The following is an 18,874-nucleotide window of genomic DNA, read 5'->3' as shown; positions in this document are numbered from 1 at the left end:
TAGCAATTTAAATTTTACTACAATTACTCCATAAAAAAAGGAACTAAAGAGTCCCTTTTTTTTAAATCAAGTTAATATCATCAATCCAACCTAAAAACAATAGGAATAACATAAGAAACTCTTACGGTCTTACCATTCTGTTTCCCTGGTTTCCATAATGGAGATTTTTTTATCACTCTTATTGCTTCTTCATCACAGCCAGCACCTATACCTCTTAAAACTTTTATATTGGTAATTTCGCCGTTTTTTTCTACCACAAAAGACACGGTTACACGACCTTGAATTTCATTTTCTCTAGCTATAGCAGGGTATTGTAAGTTTTTATTTAAATATTTAGCCCAAGCTGTCATTCCTCCAGGAAACTCTGGCATTTCTTCAGCAGAAATTAAGTATTCATTTCCTGAATCTACACTAGTACCTGCTTCCAAAGTACCATTCGCCCCTTCCTGATGCGTAGCATTAAGTCCGCCAGCTTCACCAGCTTTATCTACTGAACTTATAATGCCTGTTTCTAATTCATCCATAGTAGGAGCCTCTTTTGTTAACAACTCATCTATGGTAGGTTTAAAGGCGGTATATTTAATTTCTTTTTGTGTAGTTTGTTTGGTTACAGCTAACTCAGAACCTGCTTTGACTTTATTTAATTGTTTTGGTGGGAGTTCTACATCTATAAATCTATGTACTTGTTGATCATCTTCTTTAGGAATATCATCTAACAGAGCATCTACTGCTTTATGCTTATAGAAATAATAAGCAGATGGACCAATAATGAGCATTCCAAAGCTAAAAGAAGCTATAAATAATGCCTTAGCTAGGTAGTTACCAGAATTTTTTCTCAGCTCGTAAGCTCCATAAACTTGGTTTCTGCCATCAAAAATAAGATTAAGCCACTCAATCTTATTTACATTAAATTTCGAGTATAACATAAGAAGTAGAATTGTTTTACTAAAAATATAAAAAATTAATCAATAAATCCAAATGAAAATCTAACAAAAAAGTCGCCTTCATTTTCATGAAGACGACTTTGAAATTGAATAAATATATCTGATTAAAATGCGTAAACTACAGCTAAAGAAAATTGTGCGGCTGATTTTGTTCCTGTTATTCCATCGCTTTTCAAGAATTGCTCATTACTAGCGTTATCTAATCTAAACTCAGGTATAAATGTTAAGCCACCATGTTTTAAATTTGCAGTTAAAGTTAATGCAGTGGTAGATTCATCTGCAGATGCGCCAAATAAGGCAGTTGCATTTTGTTTTGCCTTAAAATATTCACCTCTTAAACCCAAAGCGAAACCATCTGTTATAGCTACAGAAGGGTATAAGGCTAAACCGGTATAACCTTCATCGTCATTAATACCAGACCAGTCTGCAGCGTTTAATCCTAACTTAAATTTCTCTGTTATTTGATATGCGGTTGTGAAATCAAAAATAGTTCCGCTTTGTGAACCAGATAAAACGTTTAAGTAAGCACTCCATCCTTCTACAGGAGATAAAGAAAGTTGAGCTCCGAAAGTGTTTACACCAAAAGAAGGATTAGCTATATAAGTATTCCAACTATCATTAAATAAACCTACCATTACACCAACTTTATCTGAAATAGCGTAATTAGCTTTGATACCCGCATTTTGGAAAGGACCGTTAGTAAAAAGATAAGAGGTAGAGTAATTAAAGTTTCCTACCGGAGAAATAACTTCATAACCCACAAAAGTTCCCATAAAACCAGCTGTCATGCTAAATTTATCAGAAAAAGCGTAAGAAGCATATAAATTTTGAATGTGAAATGATTCTGGAGTTCCATCTTGAGGTAAAATAGATTGAGATTGACCTCTAGGACCAAAAGAAACTTCACCAACAAAAGAAGCTTTACCAGTGGTTTTCTTTAAGGCGATATCAACCATACCTAAAGAAACAGAATTTTGATCTGAAGCAAAGCTAGTACCTATATTTGCTTGTTTTGCAAAATCATATTTATAATAAGCATCTACCGAACCAGAAATTTGTAAAGGAGTTGAAGTACTATCTTGTGCTTTTGCAGTAAATAAACCAGCCGATAATAGTAATGATAAAAGAGTTAATTTTTTCATGTTTGTTTGTTGTTTAGTTTAAGTTGTTTGTTTAAAAAGAGTAAAGAAGCCGGGTAAATAAAGAGAGAATAAAAACCCGACTTCAATATTTTTAGATTATAGTTCTTCGCTATGTTGAGAAATATCCAAACCATGAGTTTCTTCTTCTTCTGAAACCCTTAATGGTAGGATTAGATTTGTAATTAATAATAATAAGTATGAGCCAACGAAAGCGAATATGGATACACCTACTAAAGTTGCTAAGTGCAATAAGAATAATTTAGTTTCTCCGTAGAATAAACCGTTTCCAGTTGTATTAGCCGCATTTACATTTTGAGAAGCAAATACACCTGTTAGAATCATACCAACCATACCACCTACACCATGGCAAGGAAATACATCTAGCGTATCGTCTATATTAGTACGTGTTCTCCAGATAACAACTAGGTTACTTACGATAGCTGCTACAAAACCTATAATTAAAGAACTTGTTATGGTTACAAAGCCAGCTGCCGGAGTAATAGCTACCAAACCAACCACAGCACCAATACAAGCACCAACTGCAGTAGGCTTCTTACCTCTCATCATATCAAAGAAAACCCATGCCATTGCAGCAGCGGCAGAAGCTGTTGTAGTTGTTGCTAAAGCTGTTGCGGCTAAAACACCTGCACCACCCGCTGAACCTGCATTGAAGCCAAACCATCCGAACCAAAGCAAACCTGTACCTAAGATTACGTAGCTAATTCTAGCTGGTGTATGATCTATTTCATTTCTCTTTTTAAGGAATAAAGCTGCCGCAAGTGCAGCCCAACCAGCAGACATATGTACCACTGTACCTCCTGCAAAGTCTAAAACTCCTAATCCAAATAGTAAACCTTCTGGATGCCAAGTAGCATGCGCTAAAGGTGTATAAATAAACACCATAAACAAGCAAAGGAAGATTAAGTAAGAATTGAATTTAATACGTTCTGCAAAAGCCCCGGTAATTAATGCTGGCGTTATAACAGCAAACTTTAACTGGAACATTGCAAATAACACCAAAGGAACGGTAGGCATTAATGACCATGAAGCTAATCCTAAAGTATCTTTCATCATGAAAAATGTACTAGGATCTCCTATGATACCACCAATATCTTCCCCAAACGCTAAACTGAAACCAAAAACCATCCATAAAACGGTAATTAATCCCATACATACAAAGCTTTGTAACATTGTAGAAATCACATTTTTCTTACGAACCATACCGCCATAAAAAAATGCTAAACCAGGTGTCATTAATAATACTAACGCAGTAGATACAAGTAACCAAGCGGTGTCTCCAGTATCTATTTGAGTGTCTTTAACTTCCAGGACATTACCGTTAGGAAATATAAAACACAAAATTGCTACTAAAAGAAGAGCGAGAAATGGAACTGTTTTTTTCATTGTTTTTAGTTTAAGGTTTATTTTTAATTAAATAAGTAATTCGTTTTAAATTTTAAAATCTTTAATTATCTAAAAGTTTAGTTTAAATTCTTTCATTTTTAACACTGCTAAATTGTATATTTTATAATTTAATACAAAATATTTGATTTTTTTTCTAATTTTTTAGTATAATTTTAAATAATCACTTATAATTTTAGACAATTTTGAGTTTTTTTTAAATAAAAAACATAAATTTTATATTTTCTTTAAAGTAAACAGAAAATAAACATCATATTTTTTCACAACTTTTTAGAAAAAAGCACACAAAAACCTTAAATGAAGACCAGAAAACAAGCAACAGAAGATTTTTTTTATAGACAAAAACGGTATTTTCAAAAAAAACTATAATTTTTTGACATATTTTTTTAAATTTTTATTGAGATTTAAGAAAAAGCCCGTACTTTTAGCCAAAATTTAATCAAAAACATAATTTATTCATTAAAATAACCTAAGCAATGTCAACAATCAGGTTTCAAGCTTTACAAACTGTTTTAACCAGAACTATTCCTGAGGTAAAACAACCATCATTTAAAATCTCTGATTTTTATGGTTCAAATGTTTTCGATAAGAAGAAAATGCAAGATTATCTACCTAAAGAAACTTTTAAGGCAGTACTTGCTTCTATAGAAAGTGGTTCTCCTATAAGTAGAGAGATTGCAGAACAAATTTCTTCAGCTATGAAAGCTTGGGCTATGAGTAAAGGTGTAACTCATTACACTCACTGGTTCCAACCTTTAACAGGAACTACAGCAGAAAAGCATGATTCTTTCTTTGAGCCAACTTCAGATGGCCAAGCAATTGAAAGATTTGCTGGTGATGCATTAGTACAACAAGAGCCAGATGCTTCAAGTTTTCCTAATGGTGGTATCCGTAGTACTTTCGAAGCTCGTGGTTACACAGCTTGGGATCCATCTTCTCCAGCATTTATTTTTGGTAAAACATTATGTATTCCAACTGTATTTGTTTCTTACACAGGTGAGGCTTTAGATTATAAAGCTCCTTTATTAAAAGCATTATCTGTAATGGATAAAGCAGCTACAGAAGTTTGCCACTATTTTGATAAAAGCATAGAAAAAGTAAATGCTTCTTTAGGTATAGAGCAAGAGTATTTCTTAGTTGATTTAGCATTATTTAATGCAAGACCAGATTTATTCTTAACCGGAAGAGCTTTATTTGGACATGCATCAGCTAAAGGACAACAATTAGAAGACCATTATTTTGGTTCTATTCCTGAAAGAGTTCTAGCTTATATGCAAGACTTCGAAACTGAAGCTTTACAGTTAGGTATTCCTTTGAAAACTCGTCATAATGAGGTTGCTCCATCTCAATTTGAATGTGCTCCTATTTATGAAGAAATAAACTTAGCTATTGACCATAACCAGTTATTAATGGATTTAATGGAAAAAGTAGCTAAAAGACATAACTTTAAAGTTTTATTACACGAAAAACCATACGCTGGTATTAACGGATCTGGTAAACACAATAACTGGTCTTTAATAACTAATACTGGTAAAAACTTACTTGCACCAGGTAAAACTCCTAAAAACAACTTGATGTTCTTAACATTCTTTGTTAACACCATCAAAGCTGTATACGAGCATGCAGATTTATTAAGAGCATCAATCGCTTCTGTAAGTAATGATCACCGTTTAGGTGCTAACGAGGCTCCTCCAGCAATTATATCTATTTTCTTAGGTGAGCAGTTAAATGATGTTCTTGATGAAATCGAAACTTCAAGAATTTCTAAAAAAGCAAAAGAAGATTCTGCCATGTGGCATAGTATTCCAAAAATCCCTCAGATTCTTTTGGATAATACAGACCGTAACCGTACTTCTCCTTTCGCCTTCACAGGAAATAAATTTGAGCTTAGAGCTGTAGGTTCTTCTGCTAACTCTTCTAGCCCAATGACTGTATTAAACATGATTGTTGCAGACCAATTAATCAAGTTTAAAGCAGAAGTTGATAAATTAATCAAAAAAGGAGATAAAAAAGATGTTGCTATCTTAACTATCCTTAAAAAATATATTAAAGAATCTAAAAATATCCGTTTTGAAGGTAATGGATATAGCGATGAATGGGCTGCTGAAGCAGAAAAACGTGGTTTACAAAACATCAAAACTACGCCTAAAGCTTTAGATGCATTAGTTTCTGAAAAAACAGAGAAAATTTTTGAAGAAACTGGCGTATTTACAAAAAGAGAAGCTCATGCAAGACATGAAATCTTATTAGAGGCTTACTACAAAAAACTTCAAATTGAAGCTCGTGTAATTGGCGAATTAGTAACTAACGTAATTCTTCCTGCTGCTGTTAAATATCAAACAGAATTGATTAATAACGTAAAAGGCTTAAAAGATTTAGGTTTAGCTAAAGACACTTATGCTTCTCAATTAGAAATTATCGAACGTTTATCAAAACATATCAACTTTATTAAATCTAATGTTGAGCAAATGGTTGAAGAGCGTAAAAAAGCTAACGTTCTTGAAGATAGCCGTGATAAAGCGATTGCATACGATGAAAAAGTTAAATCTTACTTCGAACCAATCAGATATCATGTTGATAAATTGGAATTATTAGTTGATGATACCTTATGGCCTCTACCAAAATTCAGAGAGCTATTATTTATCAAATAAGCTAAAAGCAAAAGGCTGTAAGCCAAAAGCAAAAATAGAAAAGCGTATCTACATGTTAGATACGCTTTTTTTGTTGACTTATAGCCGACTTTAAACTAAGATACATCACTTAGAGATAATACATAATATAAATTATCTACAAAGTCATTCTTTTTACTTCTTACTTTCTACTTTCTACTTTCTACTTTATTATCTTTGCAGACCATGAGTGATAATAGATATAATCAAAGAGGCGTTTCTGCCGGTAAAGAAGACGTACATAACGCAATAAAAAATATAGACAAAGGAATTTTCCCACAAGCTTTTTGTAAAATCATTCCTGATATTTTAGGTGACGACGATGCTTATTGCAATATTATGCATGCTGATGGTGCCGGAACAAAATCTTCTCTAGCTTACATTTATTGGAAAGAAACCGGAGATTTATCTGTTTGGAAAGGTATAGCACAAGATGCTATCATCATGAACTTAGATGATTTACTTTGCGTTGGCGCAACTGATAAAATTCTATTATCATCAACCATAGGAAGAAATAAAAATTTAATCCCAGGTGAAGTTATCGCCGAAATTATCAATGGTACCGAGGAAATCTTAGCTGATTTACGCTCTATGGGTGTAAATATTTACTCAACTGGTGGAGAAACAGCTGATGTTGGTGATATTGTTAGAACCATCATTGTAGATTCAACCGTTACTTGTAGAATGAAACGTTCTGATGTTATTTCTAACCATACTATAAAAGCAGGAAATGTAATAGTTGGTTTAGCTTCAGACGGGCAAGCCAATTACGAAAGCTTTTATAACGGAGGAATGGGCTCTAATGGATTAACATCCGCAAGACATGATGTTTTCCATAAATATATTGCTGAAAAATATCCAGAAAGTTATGACCCAGCAGTTCCTTATGATTTATTATTCTCGGGTAGTAAGAAATTAACCGATGAAATTAAAGTTAATGATACTACCGTTTTAACAGCTGGAAAATTGGTTTTATCTCCAACCAGAACTTATGCGCCTATCATCAAACAAATATTAGATAAATATAGATATCAAATAAACGGCATGGTACATTGTAGTGGAGGAGCACAAACGAAGGTTCTTCATTTTATAGAGAATCTACATATTGTAAAAGATAATTTGTTCCCTACCCCTATATTGTTTGAATTAATTCAAGAACAATCTGGTACAGACTGGAAAGAAATGTATAAAGTTTTTAATATGGGACATCGTATGGAACTTTATGTAGATGAAAATATCGCTCAAGATATCATAGAAATATCAGCATCTTTTGGTGTTAAAGCACAAATTATTGGAAGAGTAGAAGCTGCCGAAAAGAAGCAAGTAACAGTTAAAAGTGAGTACGGTACATTTATCTACAACTAAATAGATTTTAAAAATAAAAAAGGGCTTTTGAGATTTCAAAAGCCCTTTTTTATCACCTGAGCGCTCTATTATTTAGTTCTAATATCTAATTCATCGATGATGTTTTTTGCCCCTCCAAGTACATCAATACACCATAAAACAAATCTAACATCGACGTTTATAGTACGTTTATAATTCTTATCAAAAGCAATATCGCCACTCATAGCTTCCCAGTTACCATCAAACGCTAAACCGATAAGTTCTCCTTTTCCATTGATTACTGGAGAGCCAGAATTACCCCCTGTAATATCGTTATTACTAATAAAACCAACTGTTAAAGTTCCGTTCTTTCCGTATCGTCCAAAGTTCTTTGCGTTGTAAGCTTCTATTAAATTCTGAGGTAAATCAAACTCATCATCACCTGGTACATACTTTTGCATCATACCATCAATAGAAGTTGTGGTTTGATATAAAATACCATCTTTTGGAGAGTAATTTTGAACATTTCCATAAGTAATTCTCATGGTTGAGTTTGCATCTGGAAACATTAGTTTTCCGCTATTTTTCTTTAGCAAAGCTTGAAGATATAAATGGTCTAATTTAGCCTTACTTTCTTCAAAATTTGTAATGATGCTTCCAAAATTAGATTTCACATACTCTGCTGGAACTAGATTTTTAGCGTATTGATATCCTGGATCTTTATCTAAAACTTTTAAGTCGGGATTATTTAAGAAGGCCCTTAAAGCTTCTGGTTTTACTATTAAAGATTTCTCCCAAACTTCATTGGTAAACTTTTTAAATGTAGCCTCTGGTGAGCCATCCCAATATTTTTCTACAATTAACGTGATAAATTGTGGATGTTGATTTTTAGGAACATCTGTATAAAAAGCATTTAGAATTTGTGCAAATATCTTCTTATCTGCAGATTCGTTATAAACTGCTTCATAAGCGGCCACTGTTTCATCTACCCTAGCCTTAATATTTTTTAAAGCTTCTGGATTATCTTTTGCTTTTTCTAAAGCGTTAATAATTGGACCTAGCTGCATCCCTATTTTAACCCATTCTGAAGCCATAAAACCTTCATTGATAAAAGTTCTATGTATAGCGTAAGCTTCATAAGCTTTATAGATATCGCTATATTTTTGCATTAAAGAAGCATATTCTGGTGTATTTGCTGCCCAAGTAGTAAAATTAGCTTCCTCTTCTTGCTTCTTGTCGTAAATCTTTAGTCTTTTTAATTGCTCAGTTTGTCCAATAAAGTATTTCCAATAATTAGCAATGCTAGCATATTTAGAAGAAATTTTCAGTCTGAAAGCTACATCCTTATCCATTTCTTCTTTCCAAGCCTTTAAACGGATATCTCTTAGTTTAACAATTTCTGGCGACACATACTCGGTTGCTAACTTAACACCATGAGAAGTTAAAAATCTATCTGTTCTTCCTGGAAAACCATAAACCATAGCAAAATCACCATTTTCTATACCTTTTATAGATACTGGCAGGTATTTCTTAGGAACGTATGGTTTGTTATCTGCAGCATATGCCGCTGGCTTATTGTCTTTATTAGCATAAACTCTAAAAACAGAGAAATCTCCGGTATGGCGTGGCCATTCCCAGTTATCAGTATCACCACCAAACTTACCAATAGATTGTGGCGGAGTACCAACCAATCTGATATCATTAAATTTCTCAAAAATGTAAAGAAAATACTGATTGCCTTTATAGAAATCTCTTACAAAAGCCTCATAATTAGTTCCTTTTGTAGCTTCTGCCGCTAAACTTTTTCCTACTTCTAAAATTTTAGCAGCCTTTTCTTTATCAGAAAGACCTTGAGTAGCATCCATTACCTTTTGGGTAACATCTTCCATTTTTACCAAAAAATTCACAAAAAGACCTGGAATTGGTTTTTCTTCGCCAAAATTCTTTGCGTAAAAACCATTATCTAGAATATTATCTTGTGGTGTAGATTTTGAAGCAATAGCATCATAACCGCAATGGTGATTTGTAAAAATTAATCCGTTTTTTGATACAATTTCTCCGGTACAAAATCCACCGAAAGAAACAATTGCATCTTTTAAACTTGCTTTATTAATACTATAAAGGTCTTCAGGAGTTAATTTAAAACCTTGTTTTTTCATCTGATCGTAGTTTTTACCAATCAGCATCGGGATCCACATCCCCTCATCAGCTTTAGCTATATTACCTACAAGTAATAAAAACGAAAGTGACAGAATTGCAAAAAATCTAATTTTTTTCATTTTTCTAGTGTTATCAATTCAAAATTAACGTTAAAAACAAGATTGTGTTTTTTTTCATGCAATTGTTACAAAATAAAAAAGCCATCAGAATAATATCCTGATGGCCAACCATTAAATTAAAATAAAAGCTAGAATCCTAGACCTAAAGCAAAACCTCTTACTTGTTTTGGAAAATCTGCAACTGCTGTAGCAATACCTGTTGTTAAATTTATCTGATAAATTTTAGAAACATTACTAGAAGTTAGTATAGCATAGGCTATTCCTGTTGTTCCGCCAATATCAAAACCATTTGCTGCATCAACATTAACACCTAGACCTGTGCCAACCCCAACTAAGGTTCCATCATTTGGAGGGATTTGTGTAAATAATCTATCGCTATTTACATCTATATCAAATAATACGGTAGTAGTAGCACCAGCAAAGTTATTAGTATAAGCAGCAGCAGTTACCGTTGGTGTACCAGGGTTAAGCATCCCATCTGTTGCTGCTAAGGCTCCATCATTAGGATTAAGTCTTAAATTTTGTCCGGTATTGCTTACTACTCTTATTCTATCTACTGTTGGGTTAAAATCAAACCCAAAAGAAGTTCCAGATAAATAACCTAAGAGCGGTGGTAGCCCAATTGCAGTTGCTGCTCCGCTAGCTAAGTTAATGGTATACAGCCTACTTCCACTACTTAAAGCATATAATTGTCCGTTAACTGGACGAAAATCTATACCTACGATATTTTCCCCATTACCCAATCCTGTGATTGCTTTTGTAATAACTGATGGATTTTTTGGATTAAATATTAATAGATTATTAGTATCATCTACTGCATAAGCAACTGGCTCTGTTGGTATAGCAATGCCTATGGCGTTACTTGCCAAGTTACCTAAATTAGTAGCTGCACCAGTATTAACATCTATTTGATATAAGGTTGTGTTAGAGCCATTAGCAATAGTGGCTAAAGCAATACCATCAGCAGAAATATCAAATCCTGAATTACCTGTAGATGCTGATATACCTAAAGAACCAATTTCTACCAGTTTACCATCGTTTGGAGGATCTTGCTTATACAATTTTTGCGCTACAACATCTATATTAAATAAAGTTGTACTGCTTGCTCCCGCTTTATTATTCGTATAAGCTGATGATGAAATAGCTACACCATTTATTCCATTGATATTACCATCTACTGCGGCAACAGCACCAGTTTCTGGATGTAAGCGTAGGTTTTGTCCTGTTGAAGTAACTAATCTGATTCTATCTACAGTTGGATTAAAATCAAAACCCAATATATTACCAGAAATAGCTGGTGTAAAAGCTCCAGAGCCAATTGCTGTTGCTGCTCCTGTATTAAGATTGATAGCATATATTCTACTCGAACTACCTAAACCATATAGTTGACCTGTTGCTGGTCTAAAATCTATAGCTAAAATAGTTTCAGAAGTTTGCAAACCAGTAATATTAAGTGTAGCCCCCATAGGCATCTGTGTGTTATTTGCATTATATTGCATTAACTGATTGTTACTGCCTAAAGCATAAAAAACAATATCTGGTTTGTTAATATTATTACTATCCTTTTTACAGGCTGTAATTCCAACGTCAAGTAATAAGAGAAAAAGTAGCTGTACCTTTAATCTCGTGTGTCTAAATGTTTTGATCATATAAGTTCTTTTTAAGGTTATGAATTTTTAGAACTACTTACGAGAGAAGATGATACCTGGATTTTGAGAAATAAAAAAGCCGCTTCAATTATATTTTGAAGCGGCTTTAAGAATTACTGACTTAAGATTAATTAAATATATATCTGACACCAAATTGACCAGACCATGCAGAGCCGAAAGGTGAAGTTTGATAACCTTTACCATTTGCTGGCGCTCTAAAGGTAAATCCAGCGTTAGCAGGATTTGAATTAGATGTATAACTAATTAACTGTAAAGCTTGGTTTGTAACAAAATATTGTCTACCCCAATCTTTATTAATTAGGTTTCCTACATTAAACACATCAAAAGTAAGTTGTATTTTGTTCTTAGTACCTTTGATAACTCCTCCTAAATCTTGGGTTATTCTAAGATCAAATTGATGTTGAAAAGGTGCTTCTGCCCCATTTCTTTCAGTATATTTACCTCGCATTTTTCTTAAATAAGGATCTGATTCAATGAATGCATTAAGAGCTGCCCACTGTTGATCTACTGTAAGAGCAGGATTAGCTCCAGAAGCACTTAGAGGTAATAATTTAATTTCTGACTGAAAACGTGGAACATACAATAAATCATTTGAAAAACGACCGTCACCGTTAAGATCACCGTTATACAAATATGTGAATCTTTGACCAGAGAAACCTGCGTAAAATAAAGACACACCTGTTCCAAAACTCTTTTGTTTACCGTAAGCTAAATAATAATTTAAAGATCCAATTATCCTATGACGAGTTTGGAAATTTGAGGTTGCTAAATCAGGGTTATTAGGATTATTTACAATTTGTACAAATTCCCAGTTTGATAGAGCAGTACTACTTCCACCATCATTAACAGATTTTGCTTCACTATTGGTGTAAGCTATCATTGCTGATAAACCATTATCAAAGTTTTTCTGTAACTGAGCAGTTAAGCTATAAGTATACCCTTTGTTAGAATTATCTAATAAAATAACATTCGTAAAGTTAGGATTATCAACTTTAGCGCCATATGTTAATCTGTTATCGGCATTACCAGAAAAAATTGGATTTAATCTATTTCCAGTATTAGCCACTAAATTTATATCGCTATAAACAACATTGTTTAATGTTTTAGAATAAATACCTTCTAACGTTGCTACTATGCCTAAAGGTAATTTAAAATCTGCTGCAAAATTAGTTCTGAAAACTTGTGGTACTTTAAAATTTTCTGAAACTAAGTTAACTTCAGCTCTATTAGAACCTGCACCTGCAGAAGATTGATCATTAGGGTCAGCTATAAATCTTAAAGCTGGATTTGCTGTACCAAGAACATCCACAGTACTAAATAACATACCGCTATTTCCGTATTGATTAGACATCCAAACAAATGGCACACGACCAGAAAAAATACCTGTTCCACCTCTTAATTGAACAGATCTATCTCCAAACACATCATAATTAAAACCTAAACGTGGTGCAAATAAAGGACTACTACTTGGTGTTCTATCGGTTCTAAAACCCGGGAAAGAAGCGGCTAACGTAGGGTTGGCTAAAGGTTTATCACCAAAAATAGGAATATCAACTCTCAATCCTGCTGTTAATTTCAAACCTTTAGCTGCTTCAAATTCATCTTGAGCATAAAAGCCTAGCTGCGCTGCCTTAAACTCAGCTGCAGGTCTTGGATTACCTGTTATTCTAGAAACTGTAGCTTGAACTTGTCTTGGAGTACTGTTGTTTAAATAGTCATTCAAATTATTAAAAGTCCATCTACCATTAAAATTATTAATAAATAAATTTCTAAATGAAAAGAATTCATTATGAGTACCAACAGTCACATTATGCTTTCCTAAATTGATTTTTAAGTTATTAGTGAACTCCAAGATATCCTGATCTAACTCATTAGCTACTGAACTTCTTTGAGATCCAAACTCCGCACTTACACCAGATACACCACCGATATTATTGATAGTTACGGAAGGAAACAAATCTCCCTCAGTATCTCTTGCATCTCTAATACGAGTATAACCGATTAATAAGTTATTTGAAAATCTATCATTAATTTTAGTTCTTAATTCGGCTACTCCTACATGTTGTTTATTAGTAAACTTATATCCGTTATTCCCGAAATTAAAAAAAGTAGCAGATCTTGTAAGGTTATCATCAAAAGCATTGATATAATTATATCTAACAGTTAATTGATTTTTAGTATCAATGTTCCAATCAACCTTTCCAAAAATCTTAGTGTTTTCTCTAGATAAATCCTGACTCCCAAAAGAACCTACGTTATAATCATAGGTATCTAGAGTATAGTTAGCAATTTGTTGAGCAATAGCAGTTGTAATCCCTGCACCAGCATCACCTGCATTATTAGTTAATGGAGCTTGTCTTCTACCTATCTCAGCATTTGCAAAAAAGAATAACTTATTCTTAATAATTGGCCCACCAATTCTGAAACCCATCTGATTATCTGTATAGGCTGTCGATTTTGCATTAGTTAAAACATTTTTACCCTGGGTATTTTCATTTCTACCGAAAAAATAGGCTGACCCTTCAAAGTTATTCGTTCCTGATCTAGTAACTGCGTTCACACCGGCTCCTGTAAAATTACCTAAAGTCACATCGTACGGTGCAAGTACAACTTGTATCTCTTGAATTGCATCTAGAGAAATAGGCTGAGTACTTGCTTGGCCTCCTGGTGTTCCACTACCTGACAAACCAAAAACATCATTGTTAACAGCTCCATCGATAGTAATATTGTTGAATCTGTTATTTGCTCCGCCAAAAGAGTTCCCGTTTGCTTGAGGTGTTAGTCTGGTAAAATCTTGTAAAGATCTGCTTAAGGTTGGTAAATTTTCTATTTGCTCTTTACCAATATTTGTTGCAGCTCCTGTTCTTTTACTATTAAGAACATTATCCCTTCTTGCTAGAACTTGAACTTCAGCTAACTGAGTACCTGACTCAGATAAAGTGATATCATAATTCCCAGTTTCTCCTAATTTTAAATAAATGTTACTTGATTTAGAAGGATTGAATCCTATGAAAGTTGCCTCTAAAATGTAAGGACCACCTACTCTCATGTTGTTAATACTGTAACGTCCGTCAGAGTTTGTAACTGTACTATAAACAGTTCCTGTAGGCTGATGTAGTACTTTGACAGTAGCTCCTGGCAAAGCGCCTTTAGAGTCTTTAACTGTCCCTGTCATGCTACTAGTTGTAATCTGCCCGTAAGCCACAGAAGTGACTGCTAGCATCAGTACAAACAAGTAATTTAGTGTTAGTAAATACTTCTTCATAAATTATAAGTTAGTGTTAATTAGCAACAAAGATAACTTGAAGAAATCACTTTGCATGAAGAATTACATTAAATTAATGTTAAATCCACAAAGAATTTATTAACATTTTACAATTATTATATCTAGTTGATATTTAAAAGCATTGTTATGTTAATACTTCACTCCCCTTTTTAGATTATTTTCTTAAATTCGAGGCCAAATTTAAATAGATATGAATTACGATCTTATTGTTATTGGTAGCGGTCCTGGTGGTTATGTTGCAGCTATTAGAGCAGCGCAGTTGGGCTTAAAAACAGCTATTATAGAAAAAGAATCTTTAGGTGGAATTTGCCTAAACTGGGGTTGTATACCAACAAAAGCATTGTTGAAAAGTGCACAAGTTTTTGAATATATCAATCATGCTGCTGATTACGGTATTAAAGTTAATGGTGCCGAAGCTGATTTTGAAGCTGTTGTTAAAAGAAGTCGTGGTGTTGCCGATGGCATGAGTAAAGGAATCCAATTCTTGATGAAGAAGAATAAAATCGATGTCATCATGGGATTTGGAAAAATAAAAAAAGGCGGTAAAGTAGAGGTTAAAGCTGCTGACGGTTCTGTAAAAGAGTACACCGCTAAACATACCATTTTAGCAACAGGCGGCCGTTCTAGAGAGCTACCTAACTTAAAACAAGACGGTAAAAAAATTATTGGCTACCGCGATGCTATGGTACTTCCAAAACTACCTAAAAGTTTAGTGGTAGTAGGGTCTGGCGCTATTGGTGTTGAGTTTGCCTATTTCTATGCAACAATGGGTACAAAAGTTACAATTGTTGAGTTTATGGATAACATTGTCCCTGTTGAGGATGAAGAAATCTCAAAACAACTAGCTCGTTCTTTCAAAAAAGTGGGTATAGAGATTATGACTAAATCTTCTGTAGAAGCGGTTAATACCAGCGGAGAACTTTGTAAAGTTTCTATCAAAACAGAAAGCGGAGTTAAAGAAATAGAAGCTGAGATTGTTTTATCTGCTGTTGGTGTTACCACCAATATAGAAGGAATTGGTTTAGAAGAAGTTGGTGTTAAAACTGATAAAGGAAAGGTTTTAGTAGATAAATTCTATAAAACCAATGTAGATGGTGTTTACGCCATTGGTGATATTGTAATGGGCCAAGCCCTTGCTCACGTTGCTTCCGCAGAGGGAATTATTTGTGTTGAGAAAATCGCTGGTCACCACCCAGAGCCTCTAGATTATAACAATATCCCTGGATGTACTTATTGCTCACCTGAAATTGCCTCGGTTGGTTATACTGAGAAAAAAGCAAAAGAAGCAGGTTACGAAATTAAAGTAGGTAAATTCCCATTCTCTGCCTCAGGAAAAGCAAGTGCCGCAGGTGCTAAAGATGGCTTTGTTAAAGTTATTTTTGACGCTAAATATGGCGAATTCCTTGGTGCACACATGATAGGAACCAATGTTACAGAAATGATTGCTGAGGTTGTAGTAGCTAGAAAACTAGAGACTACAGGTATGGAAATCATAAAATCTGTACACCCACACCCTACCATGAGCGAAGCCATTATGGAAGCTGCTGCTGATGCTTACGGAGAAGTGATTCATTTGTAAAATAGTTTATTAGATGGTTGGTTTGTTAGATGGTTAGTGATTTATAATAAGCTACCTCCAAGTTCTAACAAACTAACCAACTAATACCTAACAAACTAATATGAAACTCCATACCATAGATACCGGTTTTTTTAAATTAGATGGCGGCGCTATGTTTGGCGTTGTGCCTAAAGCTATTTGGAATAAAACTAACCCAGCAGATGAAAATAACCTATGCACTTGGGCTATGCGTTGTTTGCTAATTGAAGACGGTGATAAACTCATTTTAGTTGATAACGGTATTGGAGATAAGCAAGATGAAAAATTTCTAAGTCATTATCATTTACATGGCGATGCTACTTTAGATAATTCACTGGCTAAACTTGGCTACAGTAAAGATGATATTACTGATGTTATTTTAACACACTTACATTTTGACCATTGTGGTGGCTCTATAGTAAAAGAAGGCACCCGCCTTGTTCCGGCATTTAAAAATGCAACTTTCTGGAGCAATCAACAACATTGGGAATGGGCTGTTTCACCTAATGCTAGGGAAAAAGCATCCTTTTTAAAAGAAAATATTTTACCAATACAAGAAAGCGGGCAGCTAAAATTCATCCCAGTAGAAGATGGTTATGCTTTTTCAGAAAATATTAAAATACGCTTTGCTTTTGGTCATACAGATGCGATGATGCTTCCTGAAATTCATATCGATGATACAACATTCTTGTATATGGCAGATTTACTTCCTTCCGTTGGCCATATCCCCCAACCCTATGTTATGTCTTATGATATGTTTCCTTTAAAAACTTTAGAAGAGAAAAAAAGGATTTTAGAGTTAGCAGAAAAAAACAACTATATCCTAATTTTAGAACATGACCCACTTCATGAATGTTGTACGTTACAGATAACAGAAAAGGGAATCAGACTTCATAAAACTTTCGATTTGAAAGATTATAAGCAACAAATTGTTTAAATTCTTTACTGTAACTTAAAAAAAAATATACTGGCTAAATAATTGATTATTGCTGACAAAAATATCATATGTTGGCAAATACATCTTTTACCTATTTACTTATACTTCTAATTTCTTTCATTACTTTATCTTGTAATAAATTAGAATACAGCCCAAATCAAAGCTTCTCAAAAAATAGTGCATCGGCAATAAACGCAAAAAACATAGCTAAATTAGCAAAACAACAATCTGCGGATGATACCTTAAGATTTATCCTTACCGGAGATACACAACGTTCTTATGACCAAGCCACTGCTTTAGTAAACCTCATAAATTCTAAATTCACTAAGCTAGATTTTGTAATCCTTAGTGGTGATATATCTGATTTTGGCTTACTACAAGAAATGGTTTGGGTAACCGATATATATGCGGGCTTAAAAGTGCCTTATTTAGCTGTTATTGGAAATCATGATTTAATAGCTAACGGTAGAAATGTTTATCTAAAAATGTTTGGTGATTTAAATTTCACTTTCACGCACAAAGGAGTAAAATTCATTTGCCATGATGATAACAGCAGAGAATATCAGTTTAATGGGAATGTACCTGATTTAAAATGGATAGCACAAGAATTACAAACCGGCAATGAAGTTGAGGCTATAGTAGGGGTAGCACACATCCCACCCAGAGGTGGAGATTTTGATCCATCTATGGAAGATGCTTACATTAATTTATTTAACACTCCTAAAGTAGTAGCTTGCTTATTTGCTCATGAAAACAACAGCGATTTATATTACCCCATAGCAGGAGGAGTTCCGTTTATCGTAACAGACGCTGTTACCAACAGAGAATGCTTATATGTAGAAATTGCTAATGGCAAATTAATTAAAAATGAAAATATCAGCTACTAGAATATATTTAATTGCGCTTTGTTTGTTTATAAGCAAATTAAGCTTTGCTCAAGAAACAGATTCTGTGAAACATAAGTGGTATATACCTAGCAGTATCACCATACAGCATGCTGGAAGCATCGGTTTTTTCAGTCTTGGTGCAGGTTACTATCTTAATAAAAGTCACTCAAGTACTTTAGACATCAGCTATGGATATGTACCCGCTAAATTTGGTGGAGATTTAAATATTATAGCAGCAAAATTTTGTTGGAGACCATTTGCTGTAAAATTATCAGACTGGGCTTTAATACTACCTGTAAATCCTGGAGCTTTTTTATCCTATCATGCTGGTGGTGATTATGATTCTTCTTGGGATGATGATGATTATCCAAAAGGTTATTATTGGTGGTCAACTGCTTTTAGACCTCATATTACTGTAAGCACTGAAATTAAACTTGATGCTCAAAAGATTTTAAAGACATCAAGGATAAAAAGTATAAGTCTTTATTCAGAATTTAACACTAATGAACTTTATTTCGTTAGCTATTTTCAAAATATGAGGCGTCTAGACGTAAATGACATTTTTAAGCTAGGCTTTGGCACCAGAATTTATTTTTAATGATTTACACAAACATAAATCACTATTAATCAATTTATTAAAACAAAATTAACAGCTTACCTGACTGACTGACAACATGTTGGTGGAATGATTTTTGTGGTGTAATTTCTAAATGTTTAA

Annotated in this window: 12 protein-coding genes; 6 read left to right on the top strand and 6 right to left on the bottom strand. The window is 33.7% G+C overall.

The features are described from left to right. Positions 1-80: 80 nt before the first annotated feature. The 3 genes from GJJ64_RS14280 to GJJ64_RS14270 form a co-directional block, all read right to left on the bottom strand. Complete coding sequence (locus GJJ64_RS14280; RefSeq protein ID WP_154288448.1) at positions 81-926, bottom strand: energy transducer TonB; 846 nt, start codon at positions 924-926, stop codon at positions 81-83. A gap of 122 nt (positions 927-1,048) precedes the next feature. Then, the gene (locus GJJ64_RS14275) at positions 1,049-2,086 is read right to left on the bottom strand and encodes an outer membrane beta-barrel protein (RefSeq protein WP_154288447.1); all 1,038 of its coding nucleotides are present in this window, start codon (positions 2,084-2,086) and stop codon (positions 1,049-1,051) included. Positions 2,087-2,182: 96 nt separating this feature from the next. Further along, entirely contained in the window at positions 2,183-3,490 is a 1,308-nt protein-coding gene (locus tag GJJ64_RS14270) for an ammonium transporter (protein ID WP_154288446.1), read from the bottom strand. Positions 3,491-3,984: 494 nt separating this feature from the next. Here GJJ64_RS14270 and GJJ64_RS14265 point away from each other — a divergent pair, with 494 nt between their 5' ends. Together GJJ64_RS14265 and GJJ64_RS14260 are read left to right on the top strand one after the other, a co-directional pair. Continuing rightward, complete coding sequence (locus GJJ64_RS14265; protein WP_154288445.1) at positions 3,985-6,159, top strand: glutamine synthetase III family protein; 2,175 nt, start codon at positions 3,985-3,987, stop codon at positions 6,157-6,159. Between the two features lie 204 nt (positions 6,160-6,363). Then, the gene (locus GJJ64_RS14260) at positions 6,364-7,542 is read left to right on the top strand and encodes an AIR synthase related protein (protein ID WP_154288444.1); all 1,179 of its coding nucleotides are present in this window, start codon (positions 6,364-6,366) and stop codon (positions 7,540-7,542) included. 68 nt (positions 7,543-7,610) lie between these two features. Here GJJ64_RS14260 and GJJ64_RS14255 read toward each other — a convergent pair whose 3' ends face one another. The 3 genes from GJJ64_RS14255 to GJJ64_RS14245 form a co-directional block, all read right to left on the bottom strand. After that, the gene (locus tag GJJ64_RS14255; RefSeq protein ID WP_154288443.1) at positions 7,611-9,779 is read right to left on the bottom strand and encodes a S46 family peptidase; all 2,169 of its coding nucleotides are present in this window, start codon (positions 9,777-9,779) and stop codon (positions 7,611-7,613) included. 128 nt (positions 9,780-9,907) lie between these two features. Further along, positions 9,908-11,428, bottom strand: a complete 1,521-nt coding sequence (locus GJJ64_RS14250; protein ID WP_154288442.1) for a DUF4394 domain-containing protein — start codon at positions 11,426-11,428, stop codon at positions 9,908-9,910. Between the two features lie 127 nt (positions 11,429-11,555). Continuing rightward, a complete protein-coding gene (locus GJJ64_RS14245; protein WP_154288441.1) occupies positions 11,556-14,714 on the bottom strand; it encodes a TonB-dependent receptor in 3,159 nt (1,052 codons plus the stop codon). A 211-nt stretch (positions 14,715-14,925) separates the two neighbouring features. On the opposite strand from GJJ64_RS14245, the gene lpdA reads away from it, so the two are divergent. From lpdA to GJJ64_RS14225, 4 genes are all read left to right on the top strand, one after another. Beyond that, positions 14,926-16,314, top strand: a complete 1,389-nt coding sequence (lpdA, locus tag GJJ64_RS14240) for a dihydrolipoyl dehydrogenase (RefSeq protein WP_154288440.1) — start codon at positions 14,926-14,928, stop codon at positions 16,312-16,314. A 100-nt stretch (positions 16,315-16,414) separates the two neighbouring features. Continuing rightward, on the top strand, positions 16,415-17,269 hold the full coding sequence (locus GJJ64_RS14235) for an MBL fold metallo-hydrolase (RefSeq protein ID WP_154288439.1): 855 nt from the start codon (positions 16,415-16,417) through the stop codon (positions 17,267-17,269). 68 nt (positions 17,270-17,337) lie between these two features. Continuing rightward, entirely contained in the window at positions 17,338-18,156 is an 819-nt protein-coding gene (locus tag GJJ64_RS14230) for a metallophosphoesterase family protein (RefSeq protein WP_154288438.1), read from the top strand. Next, positions 18,137-18,754 carry a hypothetical protein gene (locus GJJ64_RS14225; protein WP_154288437.1) on the top strand — a complete coding sequence of 206 codons (618 nt, stop codon included), beginning with the start codon at positions 18,137-18,139 and terminating at the stop codon, positions 18,752-18,754. Before GJJ64_RS14230 ends, GJJ64_RS14225 begins: the two co-directional genes overlap by 20 nt. Positions 18,755-18,874: the final 120 nt, after the last annotated feature.

This window comes from Pedobacter puniceum, assembly GCF_009674685.1.
GTDB classification, from domain to species: Bacteria; Bacteroidota; Bacteroidia; order Sphingobacteriales; family Sphingobacteriaceae; genus Pseudopedobacter; species Pseudopedobacter puniceum.
Note: the sequence above shows the minus strand (reverse complement) of the source record. Positions and strands in the feature narration are given on the sequence as shown.